The sequence below is a fragment of the Kiloniella majae genome (assembly GCF_002118315.1).
Classification (GTDB): Bacteria; Pseudomonadota; Alphaproteobacteria; order Kiloniellales; family Kiloniellaceae; genus Kiloniella; species Kiloniella majae.
Genome location: NZ_MTSZ01000008.1, coordinates 22,895 through 37,660, shown reverse-complemented (window position 1 = coordinate 37,660; position 14,766 = coordinate 22,895). Strand labels below are relative to the sequence as shown.

Here is a 14,766-nt window from a genome sequence, read left to right as displayed (position 1 = left end):
CTTGAAAGTCGCGTTGACTGCTTTTGCGTTCAGTTCCGTTTTTAGCCAGAATTCTTTGGGTTACGATTTAAGATGATGGATATAACCTCGTTAACCCGCTAGAGATTCGGATGCTTGATTCAAAAGTTTGCCAAAAAGCCCGATTATCCCGTGACCCTCGGTTCGATGGTAAATTTTTTACTGCGGTAAAAACCACAGGGATTTATTGCCGTACGATCTGTCCGGTCTATCCGCCGAAAGAAAAAAATGTCTTATATTTTCCTACTGCAATAGAGGCGGCGAATGCTGGGTATCGGCCCTGTTTGAGATGTCGCCCTGACAGTGCGCCGGGATCGCCAGCGTGGAAAGGAACAAACGCGACATTGGACCGCGCAATCAGATTGATTGACGAAGGTGCTTTGCAGGACGGATCACTTGAAAAACTCGCTGATCAATTAGGTATTACAGATCGGTATCTGAGGCGGCTTTTTGATAAAAGCCTTGGGATCTCGCCAAAGGCATATGCGCTTTATCAACAATGTCTTTTTGCGAAGCAGTTATTACATCAGACGAACCTGCCAATTATTCAGGTTGCTTTTGCGAGCGGTTTCAAGAGTTTGAGGCGGTTTAACGACTGTTTCAAAACACATCTGAAGTTGACACCTTCGCAGGTACGGAAAAAGGGTCAATCAGCTTCAAATATTTTGCAGTTAAATCTCTACTACCGTCCTCCTTACGATTGGCCGTCCATGCAGAGGTTTTTGACGAAAAGAGCGATAGGCAAGCTGGAATGGTGCGATGAAACCAGTTATGGGCGGACCTTTAACTGGCTTGGTTCTCTAGGTCATTTTACAGCACGCCATGATTCAGCAAAAAACCGTTTTATCGTTACCATTGGTCTGGATGATCTTTCTCATCTGAAAGCGGTGGTCGCGAATATCCGCAGGGTGTTGGATATGAATGTGGATATTCAGGCTATAGAATCAGATATTGAGGGCTGTATTCGTCCGCTGTTCCCGCTTAAATCCGGGTTGAGGTTACCGGGCATCTGGTCATCTTTTGAGGCGGGTGTCCGTGCTATTCTGGGGCAGCAAATTTCGGTTACAGCAGCTCATGAATTGGTCAGAACCCTAGTGGAGGAGTTAGGGAACTCGATTGGTGACAATAAGATTTTTCCGTCGCCAGAAAGTTTGGCCGAAAGTGACTTTGATTTTCTGAAGATTCCGATGTCACGCAAGAAAACGTTGCGTAATCTGGCACAACATTATCTTGATCATGACATCCCGGATGACCTGTCCACTTGGCATAAGCTTCAGGGAATTGGACCGTGGACAATTGGCTATGTCCAGATGAGGGGGCAAAGTGACCCAGACGTTTATCTCGATAGTGATCTTGGTGTGAAAAACGCGCTGCAAAAATATACAACAGCGATCAATTCTGACATGGCGGCCCCTTGGAGAAGCTATCTAACCTTACAGTTATGGAATCAGTTATAATGTATACTGACTATATCGAAACACCCCTTGGCATGGTGGAAATCAAAGCGTCAGAAAAAGGTGTTCGACACGTTATTTTTTGTGGTTCCGAACGAACTGCTGTCGAGCCCAGCTCCATCACAGATCGCTGCAAACAGCAGCTTAAAGAGTATTTTGACGGCTCGCGAAAAGAATTTGATTTGTCGCTTGATCCTCAGGGGACTGATTTTCAAAAATCAGTTTGGGCTATTTTGACCAAGATTTCCTTTGGGGAAACACTTTCCTACATGGATATTGCTGAGAAGCTGAGCAATCCGAAGGGAGTGCGTGCTGTAGGTGGTGCTAATGGTCGGAACCCTATTAGCCTTATTCTTCCCTGTCACAGGGTTGTTGGCAGCAATGGAACGCTGACGGGTTATGCAGGTGGTGTCGCAAGAAAACAATGGTTGTTGGAGCACGAAGGCATTCAATTGAACTTTCTTAAGAAAACGGAACAACTTGACCTGCAAGATGTAATCTACACCCGCCAGGATAAGACCCGGTTTTTAAAATAGGTACAGTCCTTACTGATATACCCTTTACTGGTAAACTAAGATAATCTTTATGCTCTAATCGTATGTTTAAGCTCATATAGGATCTTTTTCGTTTTTCGAAAGTCGGTTTATATTTTCTGCTCGTAGAGTTTTAATGAGGTGTCGCAAGTGATGAAGCTTATGTTGTGGGGTATAGAAGCTTTGATGCAGCAAGTTTGCACAATAGTTCATGGCTTGAAATGTGTTGTGTCCAGGATTTGCGTTCTCGGGGTTGTAACCCTTGGGATCCTTGGCTGTAGTATTTTGCTATCTCCGCAACTGCAGGCACAGGATGAAGAAGAACTATCCGCGCAGGAATTTATCGCAGGAAATATCTTGCTCACACTCTATCACGAAGCAGGTCATGCCTTTGTATCTATGTACAATCTACGACTGAGCGAAAACGAAGAGGATGCCGTTGATCACTTCTCGATCATTGCCCTGACCGAAGAACTTAATGAAGGAAATTTGAGAGAAGAGCGGGAAGTTCAACTCGATAATTATCTTTTCTCAACAGCGCTCTATTGGTTGGCCATGAGCGAGGAAGAAAGTTTTGGCGACAGCAGTGAGGGGCGAGAACATTCGTTGGACTCAGAGCGGTTTTTGCAACACCTGTGCATGGTTTATGGATCAGATCCGGATGTTTATGTAGATTTGCCTGCGGACTTTGATGTTGCGGATTTAGTCACGCCCGAATGTGTTGGTGAATACGAAGAAAAAACCGATGAGTGGTACGACATGTTGGCGTCACACTGGCTTGGGGATCGTATTCGCACAGACAGAATTGAGATTGTTGAAGACAAGCCAGACCCGCGTTACAAGGGCTATCGCGAGTGGTTGCATGTGCATGGTATTCTTGATGAATTTGAAAGCTATGTTGAGGGTAATTTCTATCTGCCGCGTAAAATCACCTTACGTTTGATGTCTTGTGGTGAAGCGAATGCTTTTTGGGATCCGGAAAGCTTTGAAATTATCCTCTGTGATGAACAGATTGCAGAATACAGCCATATCTATGACCGTCTTGCAGAAGAGAACGGATAAGGCTTTGGACCTTATCTGATTATTATTGTATCTTTTCCTGTAAATAATACGCATCAGAGACAGTGATATTTATCTTGTCTCAAGATGATTTTGGTCAGGGAAGCCTTTGTTACGGTCATTTTTCGGCAGTCGTCGACGCATAGAAAAGCTGGTTCCAGATTTGAAAGCTTATGCCATCGCCCTTTGTGGGGATCGGGAACAGGCCGAAGATCTGGTGCAGGAAGCAATTGCGCGGGCGTTTGAATCTGGAACCCGTTTGAAGTCGGTGGACGAACTGCGACCTTGGCTGTTTCGTGTTCTTCGCAACCACTTCTTTGATGAACAAAGAAAAAAAACGGTGCGTAGGGAATATTTCGCGCAGGAAAAACGTTGGGTAAGTGAGATCAATGACCAAGCACTTGCTCCGGAAGATACTCTCGCCATCAGAAAGGCCTATGAGGAGCTCTCCGCAGATCATAGAGATGTTCTGGCCTTGGTGGATATTCTGGGATTACGGTACAAGGAAGTGGCCGAGTTGCTGGATATTTCTCCGGGTACGGTTATGAGTAGGATCAGTCGTGCACGACAAGCGTTGTTGCAAAGATTGGAAGAAGAGGCGGACGAAAAGATTGTTAAGTTCCCACATGAGTCCCGTTAATCGTGAGTATCGTTAGTTATGTCCAATAAGGATCGCCCCATCGGGGAAAGCCCTGATTGGGAAACATTGAATGCGTTTGTTGATGGTGAATTATCTCCATCCCAAGAGGCATGGGTGAAAAGTTATGCCGAAAAAGACCCGGAAATTTCGTCTGAAATTGCCCGGCTTACGCTGTTAAAAAATGCGTTAGCCGCGAGTGTTCTGACGAATCAGAGCGAACAGGTATCTGACATAAATGTAAGTAGGGTGCTTGATTACAAGAAGGTCGTAGCTGGTATCTCTATTCTTGCTGCGGTTATTGTCTTGTTTGTAATGGTTTCTCCTTTGGGGTATTTTTCCTCTCCTGATTTTGAGCACTGGGCGCTGGATCGCCACGAAGATCTTTCTGGTCAAAGCTTTGTTGTATCAGAGCTTGAATATAAGCCACTGCTTGCGGCTGCCGTATCTGGTACGTTGCAAGCGCCGGATCTTACAGGCAGCAAACTTTATCTCGTGGATTTGTCTATCAGCACTTTTGATCGTGATGATGCAATTGTGATGCATTATCGGGGTTTGCGGGGCTGCCGTGTTTCTCTGTTGGTAACCGCACTTCAAGATGATCAGACGCGCAAAAATAGTGAGCTTCAGGGATTGCCCTCCAACTTTTCCGAAACAAAAAATCTGGTAACTGATTTCTGGAAGGGAAAACGTTTCCGTTTTGCTCTCTTGGCAACAGGTATGGAGCAAAAACGGTTTGATTCTATTGCGACTTACCTGAAACTTCAGGGGGAAAGAAACCTTCCTTCTTCTGACGATGAACAATACGCAATGCAGCAGGTCTACGCGCAGTCTACACCTTGTGCGTAGGTTGTTTTGATTTCAATTAAACGATAATTAAAGATGAAGCCGGACAGCTATTTGTCCGGCTTTGTGTTGAGAATTTTTTTACCTAACAATCAGATGTGGTTTTACATCTTAATTTGCAGGGAAATTAGGACGATCAATGTTATAGTTTTTGGCAAGGTAATCGAGGATCAACGTAAGGTCTGGCTCTTCAATCTCGCTCATGCCCTGATCTTCCACCATCCACTCCAGTGTTTCTGCCCACTCATCCCGTGAGAGCCCTTGTTGTTGCACAATTCTAGTTGAATGGCAGGCCGAGCAGTAGATCAAAACCTCTTCTTGCCCGGGACCTGCGACAAGTCCTTCAAACTCGTCTTCGTCGGCGTCTTGACCGAGGCTAGGACTGCCAAAGGCAAAGAGTGTTGATGCCAACAGGAATGCTTTTGCAGCACCGCGACGCAGTGATGTTTTTGTCATCGTATAGTTATCCATAAGGTATAAATATCCACTGATCGCATATTCATGACGATAGCATGGACTGCCTTGGCGATAAAATCACCGCCAAGGCGCAAAAAAGAACGCGATAGGTTTAAGAAATCCGAACAGCGATGCGATGCATTGTATTGTTCAGATACCCTTTGGGATTCCAGTCAATGGCATGTGGCTGGCTTTCTCCCTCTGAATCTGTGGCTTTTGCCCAAATTTCGTAATAGCCCTTTTCCGGTAAGGTGACTGAGGCAGACCAGTTTTGCCAAGCACCTGTATTGGCTGCCTTGTCCAATTTGGCTTCCTGCCATGTTGCCCCGAAATCAATAGAAACTTTAACGGAATTGATATCCCGATCCCCGGACCACGCGTGACCGCGAACGGTAATGTCCTTATCTGTGGTTTCTATACCGGATTGTGGAAAAGTGATGAGTGACTTAACGGGCATCCGCTCGATAATCTCAAAGTCTTTTTTATCCACCTTTTCACCTGGGGAAACCGGGTGGTTCGGAACACGATAGGCTTTGCCTGTCATTTTGGGGCCATCGTGAACCTGATCCCGTAGCCAGATGCGCGTTATCCATTTTTGAGAACAAGATCCGGGCCAGCCCGGAACAACAAGACGTAATGGTGCACCGTTCATGGGGTGGATTGGTTCGCCATTTTGTTCAAAGGCAATCAGAATATTCGGGTCCAATGCTTTGGCGATGGGAACACCGCGAGAAATTGGCAGCTTTTCTGGGTCTCCGGAAAGATGACCATCGGCGCCTTCATGCGCGGTATAAACTACACTGCTCTGAACGCCTGCAGCTTCCAGAACATCTTTCAAGCGGACGCCGGTCCACTGAGAACAGGCAACTGCCCCCAGAGTCCATTGGTTGCCCTTTGCCGGGGGATTAAAATAAGCACGTCCATTTCCACCGCACTCGATGACGAGTGCTTTGGTCACAACTTCAAATTTGCTCTTCAGATCAGCAATTGTCAGTTTCATGGGTTTGTCGACGAGACCATCAATGGTCAGAGTCCAAGACTCTGCATCAACGTCTTCTGGTGGGATACCGTTATTACGGATGAAGTGGCGGTTTACCGGGGTTATTGCATCATCGAGAAGATGTGGTGGCGTTTCAGCATTAAGAGGTCGATCATTAAGGAGTGTCAGTCCGTCTTTTCCTTCGATAACACCACCCGTCTCGGCGAGGGCAACTGGAATCAAACCAGCGGGCATGTTTTTGCTAAAGGGAATAGAAGCCCCCAGCATAGCACCCATTGTAGCGAGGCCTGCGCCTTTCAGAAAACCGCGGCGATTTTGATCTGGAACGCGGCCGAATATTTTGAAGTCGGCGGCAGCTGGATCGGATGAATAGAGGTCAAAAAGCTTTGGAATTCCAGAGTTTTTTGTGAATCTTTTTGATGATTTTTCAGTCATGTATTCCCCGTGTACGTAGTGAGTTATTTATTTTTATTCTCTTTGTAACTGTGGGGATAACGTCTGGGGTTTGGGTTTTATTCCATTCGTATTGAAAAAAAACTGACTGATTTTATCAGGTAATTTCCCCGGGCTCTTTTCTTATGAATTCTGGAAAGTCACATTTTTATGATTTCAGAGGAGATTTCTGTCATTCCTGCTCGACTTAACCGGGCCGCTTGGGCATTCTGTGCAGCATGACTGATAACGTACCTTTCAAGCACCTCTACCTCGTCGATGGTTCCGGATATATTTTCCGGGCTTTCTTTGGCATTCCTCCGATGACTCGCCCTGACGGAACACCCGTTAATGCTGTTTTCGGATTTACCAATATGTTGCTCAAATTGCGTGACGATATGGAGGCTGACGGTATTGCTGTCATCTTTGATGCAGGGCGATCAAGCTTTCGCATGGATATCTATGAAGAGTACAAATCCCATCGACCGGAAGCGCCTGAAGATCTCGTTCCGCAATTTGCGCTTATCAGAGAAGCAACAGACGCGTTGAACTTGCCACAGGTCGAAATGAAAGGCTTTGAAGCGGATGATTTAATCGCGACCTATGCACGTCAGGCCAAGGAAAAAGGCATAGATGTGACCATCGTGTCATCGGATAAGGATCTGATGCAACTGGTTGAGCCAGGCATCTCGATGATGGACCCGATGAAGAATAAAATCATTGGTCCGGACGAAGTATTTGAGAAGTTTGGGGTTCAACCGAACAAAGTTGTCGATGTACAGGCTTTAGCAGGCGATTCTGTTGATAACGTGCCGGGTGTACCGGGTATTGGCATAAAAACCGCAGCTCAGCTGATTACTGAATATGGGGATCTGGAAAGCTTACTTGATCGGGCAGGCGAGATTAAGCAGCCAAAACGCCGGGAAAAGCTGCAGGATAATGCAGAAATGGCGCGTATCAGTAAGCAGTTGGTGACACTTAAACAGGATGTCCCCGTCGAAATTCCACTGGAAGGCTTTGCGACACGGGAACCTGTGGCAGAAGTGCTTCGTCCCTTCTTGGAAGTGAATGCTTTCCGTTCCTTGTTGGCTAGAATGTCAAAACGCCTAGGGGACGCCCCAATGGAAGTGACGGATGAAGCTGCATCTGAAGATGGTGATCCGGAATATGAATTGGTGCAGGATGAAGCCACGCTTGTACGGTGGATTGCTGAGGCTAAGTCTAAAGGAACCGTTGCTGTTGATACCGAGACAACATCGCTGAACGCCATGAGTGCCAATCTTGTCGGTGTGAGCTTGTCCACGGGAGGTAACAGAGCCTGTTATATCCCTTTGGATCACATTGCTATCTCTGAAAGTGGTGATGGTGGACTTGATTTGTTGGGCGGTTCAGCAGATCGTCCTAAGCAGATTCCGAAAGCGCGTGCCATAGAACTTTTGAAGCCATTACTGGAAGATCCATCGGTTCTCAAAATCGGGCAAAACATCAAGTATGACATGGTGATTTTTGCTCAAAACGGAATCTCAGTTTCACCCGTTGATGATACGATGCTCTTATCTTACGTACTCGAAGGTGGGATGCATGGGCATGGGATGGATGAACTGGCTGAGTTACATCTGGATCACACGACAATTAAATTCAAGGAAGTTGCCGGAACAGGAAAGTCTCAGGTTACTTTCGATAAGGTGCCTCTGGATAAAGCGCTGGATTATGCCGCAGAAGATGCTTTGATTACCTATCGTCTTCATGCTGCTTTGAAGCCGCGCCTGGTTCCAGAGAAGATGACAACTGTTTATGAGACGATTGAGCGACCGTTGGTAAAGGTATTATCGGATATGGAGCAACGCGGGATTAAAGCGGATCGCCCCTTCCTGCACCGCCTCTCTAATAACTTTGCCCAACGTCTGGTTGATTTGCAGTCAGAGATTCATGAAGTCGCGGGTGAACCTTTCACTATTGGATCACCCAAGCAATTGGGGGAGATCCTGTTTGATAAGCTCGGATTGCCGGGGGGTAAAAAGGGTAAAAGCGGATCGTACAGTACAGGGGCCGACATTCTGGAAGGACTCGCCGCCGAGGGACATACCCTACCAACTAAAGTTCTTGAATGGCGCCAGCTTGCGAAGCTGAAAAGTACTTATACTGACGCCCTTCAAGATCAAATTAATAGTAAAACGGGACGTGTTCACACATCCTATGCACAGGCTGTAGCATCAACCGGGCGGTTATCTTCATCCGATCCAAACTTGCAGAACATTCCCGTTCGTACAGAAGAAGGTCGAAAGATCAGAGATGCCTTTATCGCTGAAGATGGTTATAAACTGCTTTCTGTGGATTATTCTCAGGTCGAACTTCGTCTTGTTGCTGAAATTGCGGAAGAAGATGCTTTGCGTCAAGCCTTCGTAGAGGGGCAGGATATTCATGCCATTACGGCACATCAGGTTTTTGATACACCGATTGAAGGTATGGATCCGATGATCCGTCGACAGGCGAAGGCAATTAATTTTGGTATTATCTATGGTCAGTCCGCGTTTGGTTTGGCTGCAAGCTTGGGGATTTCCCGAAAAGACGCCAAAGATTATATCGATGCTTATTTCGGACGGTTTCCGGGAATCAAACGTTACATGGAAGAGACCAAAGAATTTGCACACAAACATGGTTTTGTGAAAACACTGTTTGGGCGTCATATTCATCTACCGTCGATCAATGAGAAAAATCCAATGCGCAAGAACTTTGGTGAGCGTGCAGCGATTAATGCGCCAATTCAAGGAACAGCAGCAGATATCATCAAGCGGGCAATGATCAGGATGCCGGCTGCGTTGAGTAATGCTGATCTAAACGCAAAGATGTTGCTTCAGGTGCACGATGAATTAATCTTTGAGGTCCCTGAAGCAGAAGTTGAGGCGACGTCAGAGATCGTGCGTTCTGTTATGGAAAACGCCTGTGATCCCGTACTGAAACTCTCAATTCCCCTTACGGCAGATGCAGGTGTTGGGCGTAGTTGGGGTGAAGCTCACTAGTACTACATGCTAAATGACGATGAAGAAGCCGGGATTAATGCCCGGCTTTTTTTATTACCCAAACAAAATGTCAGCAAGGTCTTTGTAGTCTTCGGCAATCCATGTTGGTTTATATTTAGCGTGTTCACCGTCTTTGCGATTGGCGACACCCGTTAAAATCAGGATGGATTTCATCCCCGCTTTATGACCGGCAAGAATATCTGTGAACAGATTATCCCCGATAATCACACACTGATCGGCGGGTATTCCTATGCGTTTCAAAGCGGCATCCATAATAGGTTTTTCGGGTTTCCCAAAGATTTCTGGTTCTTTGTTTGTGGCGGCTTGAACAGCTGCAACTAATGGTCCAGCTTCGGGTAGGATACCGTCTTCGACAGTGATCAAGCGGTCTGTATTGGTTGCAATAAATCGCGCGCCTTTATCAATAAAACGTAGTGCGTGGCTTAGCTTTTCATAGTTAATGCCCCGGTCATAGCTGACAACAACAGCATCGACCTCATGATTATCTGCACTATCCACGATGTTCATACCGGCTTCTTTGAGAGTTGATTTAAGTGGCTCTTCCCCAAGGCAATAGATTGTTGTTCCGGGTTTCAAACCCATTGCAACGGCCTGTGCCGATGTCAGGACATCATCTTCAGTGCAGGGAATGCCCATAGATACAAGTTGATCTGCAACAGCAGAGGGATGGCGATTGCCACGATTGGTCACAAACAAAAAGGGAATGTCGCGCTTTTTTAACGTGGCAATGAAGTTACTCGCGCCGGGAATGGCTTCTGTTCCTCGATAAACGGTGCCATCAAGATCAAATAAAAGGGCTGAAATATTATGCATTAACAAAATCCTGTTGAAGTCAGTCATGGCTTAGTAACAGATTTTATTGTCAATAAAAAAGCCCAACCGTTCGGTTGGGCTTTGGCATGTTTTATGTGGTCAATTTTGGAGATCGAATCACATATTGCTTGTACTAAATTTGGGGTCGGTTCCCAGATGTTTCAAGAGGGGTACAAACTCATCCCGACGCAGATACATGATGATGAGACCAGAAAACCAGACGCCGACAGCCTGAGTGAAGAGCTTCCCGCCATCATTATAAGGGTCGATACCCAAAGGAGTGAAGACGTGGAAGAAAATAGCACCCGTCATCAGGGCCAGTGAAAGTAATCCGCCAAGTGATTGTAACCGTGGAATAAAAAGTAGAATACAAGCGAGTAGTTCTGCGCCACCTGTTAAATAGCGACCATGGGGCTCAAACCATGCAAGCCCGCTCCAATCTTCGAGAACTTGAAAAAGGTGGCTACCCTTGGCAAATTTGAAGGGCAGGTATCTTAAAAAAACATAGGCGATAAATATCGCGAGTAAATATGGCAGTACTTTTTTGATCATAGACATTTGGTTTATTCCCCTAAACTGCGTTCCATGAAGTGCATATGACTTCTTAATTGATCAAGCACCAGTAACATTTTTGATAACAAGTTGTTATCAGGATGCCTCTACCTTTATAGTTCGGGCTTCCTTGGTTTGGGATACCAGTGCATTCCTGGCTTCAGTGGTTGTGGTAACGAGTTGGTTAAATGGGTACCTGGCATGAACATGGCCGTTGTGCAGATCCCACCCTTCTGGATCAATACCGCACATACGCCACTTGCCGGGATCCAGTCGAAGAGTTTGCTCTGCAATCACATTAATTGCGTCTGAATGATCGCTGTTCATATGATCGATAATGGATGTTTCGGCCTCGATGAGTTCTTGGGATGCAGTACAATCCAGTTTTAAATTTTCCGCTGGTACCCAAATGGCTTTTGCAAACCCGCCAATAAGATGTGCTTCCTGAATGTCGTAGCGATAGAGGCTAAAATCCTTGAACCCTGCATAGAGTTTGGATGCTGGATGCCGAGTTAAAAACCGCTGTAACATTCGGTCGTCATTTACCTTGCGCATTGTGCCAATCAAGGTAACGCGCCCCCCGGCCAAGGGATCACGATATCCTGCTGTACCATCAAATAGCAGGCCGGTTTTTGGGTTATGTGCCATATTTTGGCTGTGATCTGCCAGATCGGACAACATCATATAAGGCGTTGCGTCATGATCCAGTGTAACAAGTGACAATGAAGCATAGGGATGGGAATTTGAAACTGTCGTCGTTTTCCCACCGGGGGCATCAGTTGGCTTTGTGTCGGGGGAAAGTTCTGTTGCTATATAGGCTTTTGTTGCCCAACGCATAAGGTTTCGCGCTTTTTCTTCTTCGCTTGAATGAGGGGAGGATTTAATTTTATTCATTTTAACGTGCCTGATCGAAATTTTATGTAGTTAAGTTTATCACTACATTGAATTTAAAAAGAAAAAACAAACCTGACGGATTATTTCTGCGTTAGTAAGATTGTGTTTAGGACAAGAAATTATTCACTAAAACAGAGTGTAGTATTTTGGAATGTTTATAAAAATTAAAAAATATGACGTTAAATGACAACCTATTATTGATATTAACCATAATTGAAACTATTATTTGAGGAAATGTTGCTGTTGATTTTCAGTGGCTTGATTTCTATCAAGCCGTTTGTTTTTACCGAAAATCCCGACATCTGAGTTAACGATTGCCAGTATTAAGGGATACTGGTTTGGAAAAGCTACAATAAGCGGTGTACCTCTGGGGTGTGCCGCTTGTTTTTTAAGGAGTTAATCTTGATACAACAGGGGATTGTCCGTTGGTTTAGCAGCCAAAAGGGATATGGTTTCATCACGCCGCAATCGGGGGGGGAAGATGCATTTGTACATTTTGCCGCGGTGCAGAAATCTGGATTGGCAGGCCTGGTTGAAGGTCAGCAAGTCGAATACGAATTGGTGGAAAGTAGAAAAGGACGTATGGCTGCTGATAATATCAAGCTGTTACAGCCTGTGGGCTAGCGTCGGAATATATAAGAGTAACGATGCTGGACGAGTGATAAGGGAAAGCAGGGCATGATCACTTGCCCTGCTTTTGACTTGGAGCTTATACTAATAGTTGTTCTTCGAAGGGAAATTGGGACAAAAGCTCAATACCTGTTTGAGTGACCAAGATCTGTTGCTCTAATTTAACACCTTCTTTTCCATTCTCTTCGCCAATATAACTTTCCACGCAAAGTGTCATGCCGGGCTCAATGATTCCATCATATCCTGCGTCAGGGAAATCACCATGGTGATAAAGGTATGGATATTCACCTGTCATGCCGCACCCATGTGCTGACAGATAGTATCGGTTTTCATAAAATTTTGCGGGTATGTCCCATGCTTTGTCAGCATATTCTCGAAAACTCAGTCCTGGTTTTATAATCGCCATATTGTGATGTACTTGCTCGTAAGCCGTTTTATATAATTCCCGTTGCTGATTGGTTGGTTTATTTGGACCGACGTGAAAAGTTCTAGAGAAATCTGAATAGTATCCATGGCATCCAACAACATCAGTATCCAGTGCAACAAGTTCATTTTCGTGAATAACATTGCTTGCTGTTTCCTGAAACCATGGATTGGTACGCTGCCCAGCGCTTAGAAGGCGTGTTTCACAATAGTCACCGTTTTGCTCTATGATTGATTTATGAAGGACGGCCCATAATTCGTTTTCTGTCATGCCGGGTGTGATTGCTTCGCGAAGCTTCGAAACAGCTATTTCTGTGGCTCGTAATGAAGCATTTATGCATTTCATTTCCTCACTGGATTTGATGGCACGCGCCATTTCGACAGGTTGCTGTGCATCGACAATTCTAAGGCCAAAATTTTGGAGCGCAATTGCAACACCGGCATTGAGCCGTTCTAAGCCAACAATAGCGTTTTCCCCGACGAATTCTGTGATCGTGTTTGCCATATCACGCGCCCACTGTTTTTCTCGGGCAGCAATATCGGGTCCTGCAGCTACAAAACTTGCCGTTTTTGCTAGTCTTACTTCATCGATAGTTTCGTAGCCATCTGCCAAATGAAGGCATCCGGTAAATTCAAATAAAATTGATTTATGCTGTGTCATTAACAGATATCGCGAAGGTGCATTCCGTTGGGAAAAGACCTGCATGTTTCTTGTGCCCGTAGCATAACGGATATTCACAGGGTCAGATAAGATAACTGCATCAATGCCATAGCTGAGCATTTTCTGACGGAGCTGTTTTTGTCTATAGCTCCGTACGGCTTTTAAATCGATACCTTCACTTTCAGGTGCGCGATCTAAAAGCGTTATGCCTGATAAATTGCTACGTTCTGCATGCCAATCAAATGTTGCCATCTTATTATCCACTATGTTGAGTACCTTTAAGAGATATCTTTATGATGAATTGAGGTAAATGCTGGTAATATTCGTGAATTTTAATAACCTGTAGTTATGAAAAACTATCGTAAATCTCTTCCGCCACTTGATTGCCTGTTATTTTTTGAGGCTGCGGCACGTTATGAAAGTTTTACAGGTGCTGCCGTCGAGCTGTTTGTTTCTCAGGCGGCAGTGAGTAAACGAGTACAGCAGCTTGAAAAGCACGTCGGGGTTACGCTATTTCATCGGCATGGGCGTAAACTAGTGCTGACGAATGAGGGAAAGTATTTACGAGATCGAATTATTTTGGCTTTGGACTTTCTTGATGTTTCTTTTAGTGGCTTTACCCCCGAGGTAACAGGGTCTGTGCGTGTTGCAGCTAATAATGCTGTTTCTATGTTTTGGTTGGGACCGAGAATAAAAGAATTTGGACTTTCTGATCTTGCCTGTTCTGTTGACTTGGTAACGTCTAACATCATGCGCGAGCAGTTGGACAAAAAGAATGATTTGGCCATAGTTTATTGTGATGGAAATTTGCCTGATCACGATTGCTGGCCTCTTATGCCCGAGGTTTTAACTCCTGTTGCCCACCCAGAGATTGCCGAAAGACTTCAGATTAAGCCTGGGGAGAGTTTATCAAATGTTCCTGCGGGAAGCCGTTCGCCCTTACTTAACTTTCCTCTTCTTGCGCCGGATTGGGTCAATTGGGATGTATGGAGCCAGCGGGCTGATGTTCAGGGTTATGATGTCTGGCCGCGAGAAGTTTGCAAAACCTATGCGCATACGATCGGCCGTGCATTGAAGGGACAGGGCATCGCACTTGGAAGCATTTATTTGTTAAGCGAAGAGTTGACTACCGGCCAATTGGTTAAGGTTGGAGAGCAGTCAATACAAAGCAAACTGTCTTATTATCTTGTAGCTTCAAAGGGTTTTAAGCTTCGCGATAATGTCAAAGTTGTTGCTAAATATTTGGCGGACTACACCAGTAAGCATTTTCCCGAATTAACACAGGATCCCGAGGCGCAGTTATAAGCTTCATATTCT

General features: G+C 45.4%; 14 protein-coding genes. 8 read left to right on the top strand and 6 right to left on the bottom strand.

The features are described from left to right. Nucleotides 1-110: 110 nt before the first annotated feature. The 5 genes from BKB51_RS17900 to BKB51_RS17880 all read left to right on the top strand — a co-directional run bounded on the left by BKB51_RS17900 (nt 111) and on the right by BKB51_RS17880 (nt 4,550). Nucleotides 111-1,475 (top strand): DNA-3-methyladenine glycosylase 2 family protein, encoded by a 1,365-nt coding sequence (locus BKB51_RS17900; RefSeq protein WP_085902490.1) that lies wholly within the window; start codon nt 111-113, stop codon nt 1,473-1,475. Then, complete coding sequence (locus tag BKB51_RS17895; RefSeq protein WP_085902489.1) at nt 1,475-2,008, top strand: methylated-DNA--[protein]-cysteine S-methyltransferase; 534 nt, start codon at nt 1,475-1,477, stop codon at nt 2,006-2,008. Before BKB51_RS17900 ends, BKB51_RS17895 begins: the two co-directional genes overlap by 1 nt. Nucleotides 2,009-2,158: 150 nt before the next feature. Continuing rightward, on the top strand, nt 2,159-3,067 hold the full coding sequence (locus BKB51_RS17890; protein ID WP_085902488.1) for a DUF4344 domain-containing metallopeptidase: 909 nt from the start codon (nt 2,159-2,161) through the stop codon (nt 3,065-3,067). Nucleotides 3,068-3,173: 106 nt separating this feature from the next. Continuing rightward, on the top strand, nt 3,174-3,704 hold the full coding sequence (locus BKB51_RS17885) for an RNA polymerase sigma factor (RefSeq protein WP_085902487.1): 531 nt from the start codon (nt 3,174-3,176) through the stop codon (nt 3,702-3,704). An 18-nt stretch (nt 3,705-3,722) separates the two neighbouring features. After that, nucleotides 3,723-4,550: an anti-sigma factor family protein gene (locus BKB51_RS17880; protein WP_085902486.1), complete on the top strand. Its 828-nt coding sequence runs from the start codon at nt 3,723-3,725 to the stop codon at nt 4,548-4,550. Nucleotides 4,551-4,658: 108 nt separating this feature from the next. Here BKB51_RS17880 and BKB51_RS17875 read toward each other — a convergent pair whose 3' ends face one another. Continuing rightward, nucleotides 4,659-5,003, bottom strand: a complete 345-nt coding sequence (locus BKB51_RS17875) for a hypothetical protein (protein ID WP_085902485.1) — start codon at nt 5,001-5,003, stop codon at nt 4,659-4,661. Nucleotides 5,004-5,115: 112 nt separating this feature from the next. Continuing rightward, nucleotides 5,116-6,438, bottom strand: a complete 1,323-nt coding sequence (locus tag BKB51_RS17870; protein ID WP_085902484.1) for a molybdopterin-dependent oxidoreductase — start codon at nt 6,436-6,438, stop codon at nt 5,116-5,118. A 236-nt stretch (nt 6,439-6,674) separates the two neighbouring features. Here BKB51_RS17870 and polA point away from each other — a divergent pair, with 236 nt between their 5' ends. Continuing rightward, nucleotides 6,675-9,455 (top strand): DNA polymerase I, encoded by a 2,781-nt coding sequence (gene polA, locus BKB51_RS17865; protein WP_085902483.1) that lies wholly within the window; start codon nt 6,675-6,677, stop codon nt 9,453-9,455. A 54-nt stretch (nt 9,456-9,509) separates the two neighbouring features. Here polA and BKB51_RS17860 read toward each other — a convergent pair whose 3' ends face one another. From BKB51_RS17860 to BKB51_RS17850, 3 genes are all read right to left on the bottom strand, one after another. Beyond that, nucleotides 9,510-10,289, bottom strand: coding sequence for an HAD-IIA family hydrolase (locus BKB51_RS17860; protein ID WP_158090276.1), 780 nt, complete (start codon nt 10,287-10,289; stop codon nt 9,510-9,512). A 117-nt stretch (nt 10,290-10,406) separates the two neighbouring features. Then, a complete protein-coding gene (locus BKB51_RS17855) occupies nt 10,407-10,847 on the bottom strand; it encodes a DoxX family protein (protein ID WP_198946794.1) in 441 nt (146 codons plus the stop codon). 90 nt (nt 10,848-10,937) lie between these two features. Further along, nucleotides 10,938-11,735, bottom strand: a complete 798-nt coding sequence (locus BKB51_RS17850; protein WP_085902481.1) for a HugZ family pyridoxamine 5'-phosphate oxidase — start codon at nt 11,733-11,735, stop codon at nt 10,938-10,940. Nucleotides 11,736-12,137: 402 nt separating this feature from the next. Between BKB51_RS17850 and BKB51_RS17845 the strand changes: the two genes are divergently transcribed. Beyond that, the gene (locus tag BKB51_RS17845) at nt 12,138-12,359 is read left to right on the top strand and encodes a cold-shock protein (RefSeq protein ID WP_407060150.1); all 222 of its coding nucleotides are present in this window, start codon (nt 12,138-12,140) and stop codon (nt 12,357-12,359) included. An 85-nt stretch (nt 12,360-12,444) separates the two neighbouring features. Here the strand turns inward: BKB51_RS17845 and BKB51_RS17840 are convergent, their stop codons facing one another. Then, nucleotides 12,445-13,701, bottom strand: a complete 1,257-nt coding sequence (locus BKB51_RS17840) for a M24 family metallopeptidase (protein ID WP_085902480.1) — start codon at nt 13,699-13,701, stop codon at nt 12,445-12,447. A gap of 96 nt (nt 13,702-13,797) precedes the next feature. Between BKB51_RS17840 and BKB51_RS17835 the strand changes: the two genes are divergently transcribed. Next, nucleotides 13,798-14,754 (top strand): LysR family transcriptional regulator, encoded by a 957-nt coding sequence (locus BKB51_RS17835; protein ID WP_085902479.1) that lies wholly within the window; start codon nt 13,798-13,800, stop codon nt 14,752-14,754. The last annotated feature ends 12 nt before the right edge of the window (nt 14,755-14,766 follow it).

Excerpts from the sequence above, each read along its gene's own strand:
- BKB51_RS17855 (WP_198946794.1), bottom strand. The coding sequence starts at position 10,847 with ATGTCTATGATCAAAAAAGTACTGCCATATTTACTCGCGATATTTATC.
- BKB51_RS17860 (WP_158090276.1), bottom strand. The coding sequence starts at position 10,289 with ATGCATAATATTTCAGCCCTTTTATTTGATCTTGATGGCACCGTTTAT.
- BKB51_RS17900 (WP_085902490.1), top strand. The coding sequence starts at position 111 with ATGCTTGATTCAAAAGTTTGCCAAAAAGCCCGATTATCCCGTGACCCT.
- BKB51_RS17840 (WP_085902480.1), bottom strand. The coding sequence starts at position 13,701 with ATGGCAACATTTGATTGGCATGCAGAACGTAGCAATTTATCAGGCATA.
- BKB51_RS17850 (WP_085902481.1), bottom strand. The coding sequence starts at position 11,735 with ATGAATAAAATTAAATCCTCCCCTCATTCAAGCGAAGAAGAAAAAGCG.
- BKB51_RS17880 (WP_085902486.1), top strand. The coding sequence starts at position 3,723 with ATGTCCAATAAGGATCGCCCCATCGGGGAAAGCCCTGATTGGGAAACA.
- BKB51_RS17870 (WP_085902484.1), bottom strand. The coding sequence starts at position 6,438 with ATGACTGAAAAATCATCAAAAAGATTCACAAAAAACTCTGGAATTCCA.
- BKB51_RS17835 (WP_085902479.1), top strand. The coding sequence starts at position 13,798 with ATGAAAAACTATCGTAAATCTCTTCCGCCACTTGATTGCCTGTTATTT.
- polA (WP_085902483.1), top strand. The coding sequence starts at position 6,675 with ATGACTGATAACGTACCTTTCAAGCACCTCTACCTCGTCGATGGTTCC.
- BKB51_RS17890 (WP_085902488.1), top strand. The coding sequence starts at position 2,159 with ATGAAGCTTATGTTGTGGGGTATAGAAGCTTTGATGCAGCAAGTTTGC.
- BKB51_RS17895 (WP_085902489.1), top strand. The coding sequence starts at position 1,475 with ATGTATACTGACTATATCGAAACACCCCTTGGCATGGTGGAAATCAAA.
- BKB51_RS17875 (WP_085902485.1), bottom strand. The coding sequence starts at position 5,003 with ATGACAAAAACATCACTGCGTCGCGGTGCTGCAAAAGCATTCCTGTTG.